Raw genomic sequence first — 14,705 nt, forward strand, 5'->3', positions numbered from 1 at the left:
GTGAGTAATTATAATGTCTAATTTAATTGAAGAAGAATTTGAATTGGAAGAAGATACGCAAAAATCAAAGTTTTTAACTTTTATTTTGGGAAAAGAAGTTTATGGTATTGAAATTAAGTATGTAACTGAAATTATTGGGATACAATCTATAACAGAAATCCCTGAGCTTCCAGAATATATAATAGGAATAATAAATTTAAGGGGTAAAATAATTCCAGTGATGGATGTACGAGCACGTTTTAAAAAGGAATTAAGAGATTACAATGATAGAACGTGTATTATTGTAATACATATTAAAGATACTTCAATTGGACTAATTGTTGACAGCGTATCGGAAGTAACATTAATACCAGAGGGGAATATTGTTCCACCTCCAGAGATAAATAAGTCCTACAAGAACAGATATATTAGTGGCATTGGTAAAGTTTGTGATGAAGTAAAACTAATTCTTAATTGTGATAAATTGCTAAATGACGATGAAGTTGATGACATTAATAGATTAGTTTAATTAGGAAAAAACAAATGAGAAACTATCACATTAAAATTAGGGAGGATTTAATATGAAATTTTTTTATAATTTAAAAATCAGTATGAAGCTTTTAATAGGATTTATGTTAGTAGCTATAATTGCTTCAATTATAGGAATTACAGGGATTATTAGTTTGAAAAATATTAATGATAAGGATACAGAATTATATGAACTTAACACAGTTCCATTAGGAGAAATTTCTGACGTGGCTGTGGATTTTCAACGTACAAGGGTAAATGTAAGACAAATAATTATCGAAAAGGATAGTAAAGAAAAAGAAGAAATTGTGAGAAAAATTGAAGATCTAGATAAAGAAATTAATAATCAATTAAATGAATTTGAAAAAACTAATACTCATAATGAAACTAAAGAAGAACTTAAAGTACTTAGAGAATTAATTGTGTCATTTGATCCTATAAGAAAAAAAGTAATAAATATTGCTATGGAAGGAAAAAATGATGAGGCCATAGCATTTTTTAAAACTGAAGGTAATCCAATGGCAGTTAAAATTGAAAATTCAATAAGTAAATTAGTTGATATGAAAATAGCATCTGCAAAGGAAAAGTCTGACGGCAACCAAATAACAACAAGTAGAGCTATTTCAATGATGACAGTATTTCTTTTACTTGGAATTATAATTTCAGTAACTCTTGGTTTATTTATATCAAATATAATTAGCAAACCAATAAAGAAATTAGTGGGTATTGCAGAAAGCATTGCTAAGGGAAATTTAAATGTAAAAGTTGATATAGATACTAAAGATGAAGTTGGTATTTTGGCTTTAGCATTTAGAAATATGAGTGACAATATAAATGAAGTGATGAGTAATATAAATAGTTCTTCAAATGAGGTTGCTGGAGCTTCTCAGCAGGTATCAGAATCAAGCATAGCACTTTCAGAAGGTTCAACAGAACAAGCAAGTGCAATAGAACAGTTAACAGCATCAATTGAAGAAATAGCTGCACAAACAAGACAAAATGCAGTGAATGCAAATGAGGCTAATAATCTTTCAACGGCTACAAAAGAAAATGCAGCTAATGGTAATGAACAAATGCAGGGTATGTTAGAATCGATGGAAGAAATTAATGAATCATCCACAAGTATTTCTAAAATTATAAAAGTAATAGATGAAATTGCATTTCAAACTAATATTTTAGCATTAAATGCAGCAGTAGAAGCAGCTAGGGCAGGTCAACATGGGAAAGGCTTTGCAGTAGTTGCTGAAGAAGTTAGAAATTTAGCAGCTAGAAGTGCTAATGCAGCAAAAGAAACAACAGCACTTATAGAAGATTCTATAAAAAAAGTAGAAGATGGAACAAAAATTGCAAATGAAACTGCGTTTGCATTGAATGAAATTGTTGAAGGTGTTACAAAGTCAACAACTTTGGTTGAAGAAATAGCAATAGCGTCAAATGAACAAGCATCAGCAATTGAACAAATAAATCAAGGAATAAATCAAGTTTCACAGGTAGTACAAACAAATTCTGCTACAGCAGAAGAAAGTGCCGCAGCCAGTGAAGAATTATCCAGTCAAGCGCTAATATTAAAGAAGATGGTAGGAAAGTTTACTCTTAAAAAAACTGATGGGGCTTTGAGTAATTATGACAGTTTAAGTCCAGAAGTTTTAAGAATGTTAAAAAATATGGCGGAAAATAAAGGATATTCTAATACGAATGATATGAATGAAACAAGAACTAACAGTCCTAAAATTAAAATATCATTAAGCGATAAAGATTTTGGTAAATATTAAATTAGCCATTTTTTGAACATGATTAAATAAGGCTATGTTTTACAATAGTGTTTATACTGTTATATTTTACAATATATAACAGTATAAACATGTTTTAAAAACAGCGCCTTAAATAAAAAATAGGTGTAAATTATGATTACAATGAATGATAGAGAATTTAAACAACTAACAGATCTTATTAGGTGTAATTATGGAATAAGCTTAAGTAAAGAAAAAAAATCTTTGATTATAGGAAGGTTACATAATATACTCTCTAAGAAAGGACTAAATAATTTTTCAGAGTACTACAATTATATTATCTCTGATAAAAGTGGTCAGGCTGTGATTGAACTTATTAATAAAATTACGACCAATCATACTTTCTTTATGCGAGAAATAAATCACTTTAATTATTTTAATTCAACTGTATTACCTTATCTAGTTTCGAATGTTAAAAATAAGGATTTGCGTATTTGGAGTGCAGGTTGTTCTACAGGAGAGGAACCATATACATTGGCAATGATAATAGCAGATTATTTGGGAATAAATAAGCAACAATGGAATACAAATATTTTAGCTACAGATATTTCTAGTGATGTAATAAATTATGCAAGTAAAGGTCTTTATTCTGATGATCAAGTAAAACCAATACCTGAAAAGTGGAAAAAAAATTATTTTAAAAAATTTGATGATGGAAATAGTATTCTTGTTGATAGGATAAAGAATGAAGTAATATATAGAAAATTTAATTTGATGGAGAACATATTTCCATTTAAAAAAAAGTTTCATGTTATATTTTGTAGAAATGTAATGATTTATTTTAATGAAAAAACCAAACATAATTTAATAAATAAATTTTATGAATGTACAGAACAAGGTGGATATCTATTCATAGGATATTCTGAATCTATTAATCATGATAAAACAAAATATAAATATATTATGCCTGCAATCTATAGAAAGGAATAAATACTATGAGTATAAGCAAAAAGATAAGAGTTTTAGTAGTTGACGATTCACTTGTATTTAGGGAAGTAATTTCAAAAGGGCTACAATCAGATGGAAGAATTCAGATTGTAGCAACTGCATCAGATCCATTTATTGCTAGAGATAAAATAATCGAATTTGAGCCAGACGTAATGGTATTGGATGTTGAACTACCTAGAATGAATGGTATTGAATTTTTAAAAAGGCTAATGCCACAATATCCTATACCAGTTGTTGTTATAAGTTCAGCAAATAAAAATATTTTTGAAGCACTTAATGCTGGAGCAATAGATTTTGTGATGAAGCCAGAAATGAACAATATAAATGGATTAGAAGCTATGCTGAATGAGTTAATAATTAAGGTTAAAATAGCTTCCATTGCAAAAGTAGAAAATTTAAAAAACAATTGTAACTCTAAAATTATTGATAGTAATATAGATTCTACTTACAATAATAAAGTAATTTTAATAGGATCTTCTACTGGTGGAACTCAAGCAGTTTATGAAATATTAAAAAAGTTTCCAAGTAATATGCCTCCAATTTTAATTGCTCAGCATATGCCTGCAAAGTTTACAAAGTTGTATGCAGAGAGGCTAAATAATTCTAGTTTAATGGAAGTGAGAGAAGCAAAAGATGGCGATAAACTATATCCTGGACTTGTACTTGTAGCTCCAGGGGATTATCATATGAGATTAAAATCTAGAGGCAACGAGTTTTATGTCCAGTGTTTTAAAGGGGAAAAGGTTAATGGCCACTGCCCTTCAGTAGATGTGTTATTTGATTCTGGAGCAAAGCTACTTAATAAAAATGCTATTGGAGTTATCTTAACTGGAATGGGTTATGATGGAGCAAAAGGATTACTTAATATGAGAAAAAATGGAGCAAGAACCATTGGCCAAGATGAGCAATCTTGTGTAGTATATGGTATGCCTAAAGTAGCTTTTGAGATAGGGGCTGTTGAGAAAAAAGTAAGCTTAGATAATATTCCTAGAACTATTGGCTTAATTCTAAAAACACAAATATAATCCAAAAAGTAATTTGTTAATTAATGTTGTGTTTTAAATACGATTAGTTATTTATTTGGAGATGCTTAATACACAAATATATAGGTTGCAATTATATTACTTCATATAATTACCCATAAGACACTTGAAATATATGTAGCTTTTTAATTACAACATATATATTATAAAATTGATAGTAAGAGTAAGATTATATTTAGAAAGGAGATTATTATATGCCATTTATAGGATCTAAAATAACCGTGAAACTTTCAAAAGAAAAAGAAGAAACAATAAAGAAAAGATTAGGTGAAGCAATAGAATTAATTCCAGGAAAAAGTGAAAGGTTTTTGATGGTTGGATTTGAGGATGAATATTCACTTTATTTTGGTGGAGAAAAGTTAGAAAGAGGTGCTTTTATAGAAGTAAAAGTATTTGGAAAGGCAAGTAAAGAAGCCTTTGCTACATTAACTAGAGAAATCTGTAGTATTTATGAAGAAGAATTGCAAATACCTCAAAATAAAACATATGTTAAATATGAAGAAGTTGAAAATTGGGGTTGGAATGGAAGTAATTTTTAACGCACATACAAGAAAATAACAAGGGGTTGTCTCAAAATTACCAAGTGAAGTAATAGCAAAGAAATAGAAATAACATTTATTAAAGAAGACTAGAAAAACAAGCTAAAAGTTTCTAACATTTAAAGTTGTACCCATAAAAGAATGCTCCTAATATGCATTAGGACAATCATTTATGGAACAACTTCAAATGAATAAACTCTAAGCTTATTTTTCAATGATTCTTCCACAAATGTTATTTCTATTTCTTTTTTTCGAATATACATCATATCAGTAAATGATTTATATTATGAGACAGTTCCTTGTTATTTTTTATAGCAATACTTACATAATATGGTATTATTAGTATAGTTAATTGTTTAGTTGTTTTTTAATAATTTAGTAAGTCTTGAATATGCCTAAATGTTGAGGTGATTTAGAATATGAAGCAAGTTAATAGCTTGAAAGGTGAAAAGTGGGTTAAAATAAATGGGAAAAGAAAAATTCAATCTTTTCAGGATTCGTATGCAGATTTATTTAATATTAGTTTAGGGATGATATCATTAGATGGAAAACCTTTAACTGTTTGGTCTAATTCTTCATTATTTTGCAATTATATTATAAAAAATAATAATGTGAGGTGTAAACAGGAAAAGCAACATATAATAGATTGTGTTTCGGAAAAAAGTGAGACTATTAAATATACATGCTATATGAAAATCACATATTTTGCATGTCCAATATTTTTAAATAATGACTTGGTTGCTATTTGTTTAGGCGGAGGTGTTTACTTAGAAGAAAATAAAGACTTGTTAAAGGACAATATAATTCAAGGTATGCCTATAATGAGCGAGTCTAAGTTAAACGATATCATAACGTTATTAGAAAATATATTTAATCTTATAGATAGTAATAAAAATGTAAGTTTTTCAGATGATAGTAGAAAAGAAGAATTTAATCAAGAAATATTTTTTTTAGATAAGAAATTAACTTTAAGAGAAATGGAAGTTGTTAAATTAATTAATTTAGGAATGACGAACAAAGAAATTTGTGTGAAGTTAAATATAAGTGAAAAAACTGTAAAAACCCACGTTACTAATATTTTAAGAAAGTTAAAAATGAAGGATAGATTAGAAGTGGTTATTTTTTGTAAAAATAATAAGGCACATGAAATAAAATAAAAAGTCCAAAATGCTATGCATATTTTTCATCAGACAAGGAGACAAATTAGTCTCATAGCGGGTCTATTAGGACAATCTGCCGACGTGAGCAGTGAACCCAAATCTATGATTTGGTGTGAATCGCTTACTCAGTGAGCGTATGCGAGTCGAGCTTCCAATGATGGAAAATAGGCTAGCAGATGGACTTGTTATTTTTTTGAATGCGCCTAATATTCAATAATCCGGGGGAATAATATGTCAATTCGAAAGAAATGTCTGATTTTTGTATTTATAATTGTGATTGTGCCTATGTTTTTGATATTTTTATTATCAAATATTATTTTAAATAATCAAATAGAAAAGTCTGCTCAAGGATATTTAGAGAATGCCTTTATGCTTGCAAATAATGAAATGATTGATCGATTAAATGAAATGAAAAAGGTATCGATTAGAACTACTAAATCAACAGAGTTTCAAAAAGAAATTCAAAGTGAAAATGTTTCTACATTAAATAAAACTATTAAGGGTATAGATGAGGTGTATGACTATATAGATTTTTATATGGTATTTGATGAAAAAAAAATATTAATGACAAGTGAACCAAATATTAAAGATTCTAAATTTTCTCGATTAAATATGTTAATTGATAAAGCAGAAAGTACACATAACACTATTACCTCAGAAGAATTATTTAATATTAATGATTTATTTTATGATAATTCTAAAGAATATAATAAATTTAAAGTATTAATTAATAAAGAGAATGATGAAAGTGAATATTTAACAAAATGTCTAGTAGCTATAACCATTTCTCCTGTTTATGATAATGAGAAGGACAATCCTATAGGTTTTTTAGTAATAGGGTCAGTAGTTAACAATGATGATTATTTTCCAAAAACATATTCCAAAAGCGTTGAAAATTCCTATTTAGCTATTTCTGTTGAAGGTATTCGTGTAGCATCCAATGTGCGTAGCCCCAAAAAAGAGAATTATATTGGCAGTTCAATTCCTATAGGTGTAAGTACTGTAGAGAAAGAAAAAAATTCATATTATGGTAAGCAAAGTATTGATGGAGAAATTCATATATTTTTAGACAAGACAATCTTAGATTGTGATGGAAATATTGTTGGTGTTTTAGGAGTAGGTATTCCGGAATATAAATTTTCCATTATTATGAATACACAAAGAGGTATTATAATTTTTGTTTGTATATTTTCCTTAGCTATTATGTTATTTCTTTGCAAATATGCTTCAAATAAAATTACTGCACCTATTATTAAGGCCACAGAACTAGCTAATCAAATATCTAAAGGAAATAATGAAGTGGTGATAGATGAACGATTTTTGGAAGAGAAAAATAGTGAAACCACAATTTTATTAAAGGCATTTCAAAAGATGGCAGATGATTTAAAATGTGCTGAAAATCAAAGAGTAATTTATTTACAAAAATTGAGAAATGAACAGTTTGAGCAACAAAAATTATCAAAACAACTATATATTTTAAATGAAAGTTTGGAAGAAAAAGTGAAATTACGTACTGAAGATTTGCGTGAAGCAATAATTAGTTTAAAAAAAGCAGGTAAGGTTAAATCTCTTTTTTTAGCAAATATGAGCCATGAGTTAAGAACACCTTTAAGTGCTATAATTACTTGCTCTGAAATATTAAAAGAAGGAATCTTCGGACCGTTAAATGAGAAACAACTCAAGCATGTAGGTAATATTTTTAATAGTGGAAATCATCTATTGAAGTTAATTAATGATGTTTTAGATATATCTAAAATTGAAGCAGGAAAGATGACACTTATGTTGGGTGTTTATTCAATTTCTGATGTAGTTGTAGAAAGTTTTTCTATAGTAAAAAGTTTGGCTTATCGTAAAAATATTGATATAAGTATAAACATTAATCCTAGTGATTTTACTATTAAAGTTGATGCAAATAAACTAAAACAAATATTATATAATTTATTATCTAATGCAATTAAATTTACTCCTAAAAATGGAAAAGTAGTTGTGGAGTTAATTAAAAATGGAGATTATATGCAGATTACTGTTGAAGATAATGGTATAGGAATTAAAGAAGAGGACCAAAAGAGAATATTTAATGAGTTTGAACAGGTAGATAATTCTTATGAAAGACAATATGAAGGAACGGGACTTGGGTTACCTTTAACAAAAAAATTGGTTGAAATGCATGGCGGAGAAATATTTTTAGTAAGTCAGATTAATAACGGAACAAAAGTTATCATTACGTTACCGATTAATATAGATAAAAATATGAATAGTAGTAATTAGTCATATGAAATAAAATAGAATACTGATTTGTTATTTTTTAAATATGCTTTATTGAATTAATTGATTTTCGGAGATGAGATTATGGAAAAAGTATTAATTGTGGATGATAATGAACAAAATTGTGAGATTATTAAAGATTTATTGTTTACATGGGGATATGATGTTTATGTAGCTTTTGAGGGATTGAAGGGATTTAATTTGGCGTATGAGCTTAAACCAGATGTAATTCTTTTGGATGTTATGTTACCTGGAATGAATGGATTTGAGACATGTAAAAAGTTAAAAAAAAATCCAGCCACTCAAAATATTCCTATTATAATGTTAACAGTATTAAATGAGGTAGAGGACAGAATTCGTGGATTTAATGTTGGAGCAGATGTATTTCTATCAAAACCTATTGTTTACCAAGAACTTAAAAATAGAGTTGCTTGGGCAGTGAAATCTAAAAATATATTTAATAATATGGAAAAGATAGATAATGTGGCTGAGAGTTTTTTAAAAATCATGAAATTAAAAGATGAAGATTTATATTTACATGCTTATAATGTGAAAAATTATTGTGAAAAAGTTGGTAAAATTTTATTTGTAACAGATGAAGAAATGAATCATTTATTGATTGGTGCATATCTACATGATATAGGTAAAACTGTTTCTAATGCATCATCTGAACATGTAGAGATAGGAATGGATATTATTTCTTCATTAAGCATGTGTGAATGGTTAAACATTTTTGTTAGAAATCATCATGAAAAAATGAATGGACAAGGTTTTCCAGATAAGTTAATGTCACATCAAATGTCATTGAATCTGAAAATTTTAATTACAATAAATCGATTTGTAGAATTGTTAGAACAATATGGTGATAAAGATACAAGTGTCAAGGAATTAAGTAATGAATGTAAAAAAGGTTATTGGAGTGTAGAAATCCTAGAGGCCATAAAACAAGTATTAAAAGATGAAAGGTTTATTAAGAGTATAAGGCATATTCCAAAGGAATAATAAGTCCGTATGCTAGTATATTTTTAGTCATACAGTGTAAATAAGTTTAGCTAATAGATAAACTATGAGCTAAACTTATTTTCGCTTACACAAAACATCCGTTGCACTTGTATCTTAATAATTTATTACAGATTATAATAAGAAAATTTGTGTATAAAATTTATCCATAGATATGCTAGAAAAACCCTCTGTTTTTAAACAGGGGGTTTTTCAGCAAATATAAACAAAGAATAAATTTAATATAAGTTTATGTTTTGTTTATATTTGCTTTATAGAAAAGTTAGAATTGATTATTATAATAAAAAAATTAGAAGATATTTAAAAATATAAAAATATTAAAATATAAAGATATAAAGATATTTTTAAATATTAAATTGAGGAGGAGAAAAAATTGAAAAAATTATATATAAGTTTTTTAATTATGACTTTAACGTTGGCAAACATATCTTTGGTAAACATATCTAGTGTACAAGCAGCTACAACTGATAACACTAGTGTAGCTACAACTACAACTGACAACAACATTAAAGTATCTCTAGACAACATAAGAGATACTATGATTGCAAATAACTTGAATATTAAAACTCTAGATAATAACCTAAAAATTACAGAACAAAAGTATCAAGATGCTAAAGATGCTGAAACTACTGCAATAAGCACTGAAACTACTAAAAATGCTGATGTAGTTACTGCAAATACTAATGTAACTACTGCAAATGCTAATGTAACTAATGCAAATAAAACTGGAGATCAAACAGCTATAGATAAAGCTAATAGCGATTTAGATGCAGCTAAGACAGAAGCAAAAATAGCTCAGGAATTGGCAACAACAGCTGAGCAAGCAGTAACAACAGCTACGAAAGGCAGAGATACAGCTAGGGAAAACTTGAAAACAGAGAAAATTAAGTATGACCAAGGTGTTGAAGCAAAAGTTTATGCTGCACAACAAGACTACATAACGTATTTATCTGATTTGTCTAATGAAAAATTAAATGGAGATAAGGTAACGTCTAATCAAGAAGAACAACAAGTATATAAACTTCAATATGAAAGTGGATTTATATCTAAAAATGAATATACTTCTAAAATGCAAGAAACTACCTCGGTTGATGATTTGAATAAATCAAAAGATACAGAAGAACTTGATAGAACAAAATTATGTAATGCACTAGGAATTACCCCGGAAGAAAATGTAACATTTAATACTGATATAACTGAAGAATTTCAAGTCATTTCAAAAATTAATTATGATGATGACTTAAAACAAATGCTTGATAATAATGTTAATATAAAACTTGCAAATGATGACATTACTACATTGAATGATGAAATAGATGCTGAAACAGATACTACTAACTCTACCGACACTATTAATAATTATAATAAGGACAATACTGAAATTGCTTTAAAGCAACAAATAAGTACTGCAGAGACAAACTTTAAAGAACAATATAATACCCTTACAAGTTCATACAATTCTATAAAAAGTGGTTATGATAGTTTAAGTGAAAAGCAACAAGAATACAATATTATGCAAACAAAATATAATTATGGATTTGCATCTAAAAAAGATGTAAGTGATGAAAAACTTGCTTTAGATACTCAAACGTCTAAATTTGCATCAGATAAAAATAAGCTTTATGTAGATTATTTACGTTATATTCAAATGAAAGAGGGGTATTAAATTGAAATTTGAAAGAGGGGTATTAAATTGAAATTTTTATCTAATAAGAAAAATTTAGTTAATAAAGAAATTGTGATGAAAAAATTCTTAAATAAAAAGGTGATAAGTGTAATATGTATATTACTTGTTATAGCTTCAGGATTTACAATTTACAAAGTTAAATTTGCTAAATCAGGAAAGACAACACAAAGTAATGTTAAGTATACTACCCTTAAGAAAACAAATATTTCAACTACCATTAGTTCTTCAGGAGCTATAAAAAGTGGAGATTCTACAAATGTATATTCAAACTTTTCATATAATGTTGAAAGCATCAAAGTAGCAGTCGGAGATGTAGTAAAAAAAGGAGATGTTTTAGCAACAATAGATACTAAAACTTTGGAAGATGAAATTGCTCAGTCAACTCAAAGTGTTACTGCTAATGAAGAAAAAGCCAAGTTATCATTAGAGAGTGCAAAGCAAAAATATGACAATGTACAATATTTATATGATAATAACTTGAATACAGAAATAATAAATGCGCAAAAAGCTCTTGATAAAGATAAGCTTGATCTTGACGATAAGAATAAAACTTATGAATATGATAAAGCAATGCTTGCAAATGGAGCAATGTCACAAGATGCAGTAAACAAAGCACAAATAGAGTGTGATAATGCAAAAAGTGCTTGTGATAAAGACACTGTTGCATTACAAGCTGCAAAAGTTACTGTTAACCAAAATTTAGCTGAGGCAAAAACTGCTTATGAATCTGCACAAGCAACTGTGGCAGATAAAAGCGCTAGACTTCAATTAGAAAATAAGCAAGCAGAATTAAAAAATCGTGAAGTTGTAGCACCGGTAGATGGAACAATAACTAATGTAAATGCAGTAGTAGGCGTACAAGCTAGTGGAGCGCTATTTGTAATTCAAGATTTAAATAATTTAATAGTAAATGCAAGTGTTGATGAAACAGATATTGCAAAGATAAAAGTTGGACAAAGAGTAGAAATAACAACAGATGCATCAGGGTCTGATATTATTGCAGGAGAAGTTGTAAGTGCTGAACCGGTTTCAAGTACTGCAAGTGCAAGTACTAGTACTAGTAGCAGTAGCAGTAGCAGTAAAAGTAGTAGCAGTAGCACCAGCACCAGTAATTCAACAAGTAGTGATGTAACATTTAATGTTAAAGTACAATTAACAGGTAAAAATGATAATGTGAAAATAGGTATGAATTCAGTAGTAAATATTATTACAAATGAAAAAAATGACATATACTCAGTACCATATGGAGCAGTGGTTAAGAATAAGGGACAAAGTTCAGTGTATGCTGCAGTAAAACAAGGTGCACAATATATTGTCAAAGAAATCCCTATAACTAAAGGTATAGAATCAGCTGCTAATGTTGAAATTGAGGGTGCAGATCTTTCGGATGGGATCATTATACTCAGTGAGCCATCAAATTATTCAGTTGGAAGTAATGTAACAATAAGTGATGCAACAATAAGTAGGAAATCAAATAAGTAAGGAGGTGAATTTCTTGAGTAATAATATAATAGAAATGAAAAATATTATAAAAAGCTTTTATATAGGAACTCCAAATGAATTAAATATTTTAAAAGGGATTGACATTACCGTAAAAGAAGGAGAATTTGTATCTATTATTGGAACATCAGGTTCAGGAAAAAGTACTTTGATGAATATTATAGGTGCACTTGATAGACCAACATCTGGAAATTATGTATTAGATGGTACTAATATTGAGGAAATATCAGATAACGGTTTATCAGAAGTAAGAAATAAGCAAATAGGATTTGTATTTCAAACCTATAATTTAATACCAAGAAGTTCAGCTTTAAAAAATGTTGAATTACCAATGCTTTACTATGGTATGAATAAAAAAGATAGAAGACAACGTGCAGAAGAACTTCTAGACCTTGTTGGAATGAAAGATAGAATGAACCATCAACCTAATGAACTATCAGGAGGACAAAAGCAAAGAGTTGCAATAGCTCGTGCTCTTGTAAATAATCCTAGTATAATACTTGCAGATGAACCAACAGGAGCTCTTGATTCTGCAACAGGAAGAATGGTCATGGATTTATTTCATAAAATTCATGAACAAGAAGGAAAAACAATAGTACTTATAACTCATAATAATGAACTTGCAGATGAAACCCAAAGAATTATAACTTTAAGAGATGGAAATATAATATCGGTAGTAGATAATGAAAAGTATTATAGAAGATTTAAAGAAGAGGAAAAAATATGTTTATAAAAGAAAATATACTGCTTGCTATAGCAGGACTTAAATCTAATAAAATGCGTTCATTACTTACAATGCTTGGAATAATAATCGGTATAGCATCTGTAATTGGTGTTGTTTCAGTGGGAAATGCAATGACATCTTCTGTAACAAGTTCAATGTCTTCAATGGGTGCTACTAATATTACGGTTAACGTTCAAGAAAAAAGCACAACAAGTACGACAAATGGAAATAATACAAGTGGAAAAAATTCAGCTGGCAGCGCACAAGGTGGTGGCAGCTCACAGGGCGGTAACAAAGGAACACAAGGTGGTGGCAGCTCACAAGGTGGTAACAAAGGAATACAAGGTGGTGGCGGTGGAGCCGGTGGAGCAGCCAGTGGAGCAGCCGGAAGTTTATTTGGCGGCGGTGGCGGCAGCAAACCAGGAGCTGGTGGCGGCAGGCAAGGCAAGTCAAGTAGTACCACAAAGGATACTGATCTTATGACTATGGATCAGATAAACACGTTACAAGAGGATTTTAGTGATAAAATAAGTTCCATAAGTATAAATGAAAGCGATGTTTCGGGTAAAGTTAAAAATGAGACAACATTTGCTAATATAAATACAGTTGGTACAAATGTTGGATATCAAGATGTTAAAAATATAGCAATGCAAGACGGAAGATATCTAGCACAAACGGATATTGATGAAGCAAAAGATGTTGCAGTAGTTTCTGATAAATTAGCAGCAAAAATATTTGGTAATAAGGATCCTATAGATCAAGAGATAAAAGTTTATACATCAAATGCTATTTATACATATACTGTAGTTGGGGTATATAAATATCAAGCTTCGGGTAATAGTAGAACAACATCTGATGATAATTTAACTACAGATTTATATGTTCCAATAACTGTTGCAAAGAAAACAGCAACTAATAAAAATTATCAAACATTTACAATAAAACCTAAGGATGGTGTAGATATTCAAACATTTACAACGGAGGTATCAACTTATTTATCTACGCTTTATGCAAAAAATAACAAGTTTGAAGCTGTGGCAAGTAACATGGAAAGTATGCTTGAATCAAGGACATCAATGATGAGCACAATATCAATTGCTATATCTGCAATTGCTGGTATATCATTATTAGTTGGTGGAATTGGAGTAATGAATATAATGCTTGTTTCTGTTACTGAAAGAACAAGGGAAATAGGAACGAGAAAAGCACTTGGAGCCAAGAGTGGTCATATACAAATGCAATTTATAGTTGAATCAATTATAATATGTTCAATAGGTGGTATTCTGGGAATACTGCTTGGCGTAGGAATTGGTACAATGGGTTCAAAAGCAATGGGGTATTCAGCAGCAATATCACCAGGGGTAATTTTAATAAGTTTCACATTTTCAATGTTTATTGGTGTGTTCTTTGGATATTATCCAGCTAAGAAGGCAGCAAAACTTGATCCAATTGAAGCACTTAGATACGAGTAAAAGTAAGTTATTAAAAATAAATATAAGAAAATTTATGTATAAAATTTATA

12 protein-coding genes are annotated in these 14,705 nt (G+C 28.9%); all 12 read left to right on the forward strand.

Translation table 11 applies throughout. The annotated features are described in order from the left end of the window. Positions 1–13 precede the first annotated feature (13 nt). The 12 genes from BM027_RS09950 to BM027_RS10005 all read left to right on the forward strand — a co-directional run bounded on the left by BM027_RS09950 (position 14) and on the right by BM027_RS10005 (position 14,655). Entirely contained in the window at positions 14–508 is a 495-nt protein-coding gene (locus BM027_RS09950) for a chemotaxis protein CheW (RefSeq protein WP_090091380.1), read from the forward strand. Between the two features lie 52 nt (positions 509–560). Next, positions 561–2,279: a methyl-accepting chemotaxis protein gene (locus tag BM027_RS09955; protein ID WP_090091382.1), complete on the forward strand. Its 1,719-nt coding sequence runs from the start codon at positions 561–563 to the stop codon at positions 2,277–2,279. 132 nt (positions 2,280–2,411) lie between these two features. Beyond that, positions 2,412–3,227, forward strand: coding sequence for a CheR family methyltransferase (locus BM027_RS09960; RefSeq protein ID WP_090091384.1), 816 nt, complete (start codon positions 2,412–2,414; stop codon positions 3,225–3,227). Positions 3,228–3,232: 5 nt separating this feature from the next. Next, positions 3,233–4,270 (forward strand): protein-glutamate methylesterase/protein-glutamine glutaminase, encoded by a 1,038-nt coding sequence (locus BM027_RS09965; protein WP_090091386.1) that lies wholly within the window; start codon positions 3,233–3,235, stop codon positions 4,268–4,270. 212 nt (positions 4,271–4,482) lie between these two features. Then, the gene (locus BM027_RS09970; protein WP_090091388.1) at positions 4,483–4,827 is read left to right on the forward strand and encodes a phenylpyruvate tautomerase MIF-related protein; all 345 of its coding nucleotides are present in this window, start codon (positions 4,483–4,485) and stop codon (positions 4,825–4,827) included. 419 nt (positions 4,828–5,246) lie between these two features. Continuing rightward, entirely contained in the window at positions 5,247–5,984 is a 738-nt protein-coding gene (locus BM027_RS09975; protein ID WP_090091390.1) for a LuxR family transcriptional regulator, read from the forward strand. Positions 5,985–6,218: 234 nt separating this feature from the next. Beyond that, positions 6,219–8,255, forward strand: coding sequence for an ATP-binding protein (locus BM027_RS09980; protein ID WP_090091392.1), 2,037 nt, complete (start codon positions 6,219–6,221; stop codon positions 8,253–8,255). A gap of 81 nt (positions 8,256–8,336) precedes the next feature. Beyond that, a complete protein-coding gene (locus BM027_RS09985) occupies positions 8,337–9,254 on the forward strand; it encodes a response regulator (RefSeq protein ID WP_090091394.1) in 918 nt (305 codons plus the stop codon). A 391-nt stretch (positions 9,255–9,645) separates the two neighbouring features. Then, positions 9,646–10,938 (forward strand): hypothetical protein, encoded by a 1,293-nt coding sequence (locus BM027_RS09990; protein WP_090091395.1) that lies wholly within the window; start codon positions 9,646–9,648, stop codon positions 10,936–10,938. Positions 10,939–10,965: 27 nt separating this feature from the next. Next, positions 10,966–12,441: an efflux RND transporter periplasmic adaptor subunit gene (locus BM027_RS09995; RefSeq protein ID WP_090091397.1), complete on the forward strand. Its 1,476-nt coding sequence runs from the start codon at positions 10,966–10,968 to the stop codon at positions 12,439–12,441. 13 nt (positions 12,442–12,454) lie between these two features. Then, entirely contained in the window at positions 12,455–13,192 is a 738-nt protein-coding gene (locus BM027_RS10000) for an ABC transporter ATP-binding protein (RefSeq protein ID WP_090091399.1), read from the forward strand. Next, a complete protein-coding gene (locus BM027_RS10005) occupies positions 13,183–14,655 on the forward strand; it encodes an ABC transporter permease (protein ID WP_090091401.1) in 1,473 nt (490 codons plus the stop codon). Before BM027_RS10000 ends, BM027_RS10005 begins: the two co-directional genes overlap by 10 nt. The last annotated feature ends 50 nt before the right edge of the window (positions 14,656–14,705 follow it).

This window comes from Clostridium uliginosum (assembly GCF_900112485.1).
Classification (GTDB): domain Bacteria; phylum Bacillota; class Clostridia; order Clostridiales; family Clostridiaceae; genus Clostridium; species Clostridium uliginosum.

Coding starts and splice junctions, on each gene's coding strand:
- BM027_RS09950 (WP_090091380.1), top strand. CDS start 14: ATGTCTAATTTAATTGAAGAAGAATTTGAATTGGAAGAAGATACGCAA.
- BM027_RS09955 (WP_090091382.1), top strand. CDS start 561: ATGAAATTTTTTTATAATTTAAAAATCAGTATGAAGCTTTTAATAGGA.
- BM027_RS09960 (WP_090091384.1), top strand. CDS start 2,412: ATGATTACAATGAATGATAGAGAATTTAAACAACTAACAGATCTTATT.
- BM027_RS09965 (WP_090091386.1), top strand. CDS start 3,233: ATGAGTATAAGCAAAAAGATAAGAGTTTTAGTAGTTGACGATTCACTT.
- BM027_RS09970 (WP_090091388.1), top strand. CDS start 4,483: ATGCCATTTATAGGATCTAAAATAACCGTGAAACTTTCAAAAGAAAAA.
- BM027_RS09975 (WP_090091390.1), top strand. CDS start 5,247: ATGAAGCAAGTTAATAGCTTGAAAGGTGAAAAGTGGGTTAAAATAAAT.
- BM027_RS09980 (WP_090091392.1), top strand. CDS start 6,219: ATGTCAATTCGAAAGAAATGTCTGATTTTTGTATTTATAATTGTGATT.
- BM027_RS09985 (WP_090091394.1), top strand. CDS start 8,337: ATGGAAAAAGTATTAATTGTGGATGATAATGAACAAAATTGTGAGATT.
- BM027_RS10005 (WP_090091401.1), top strand. CDS start 13,183: ATGTTTATAAAAGAAAATATACTGCTTGCTATAGCAGGACTTAAATCT.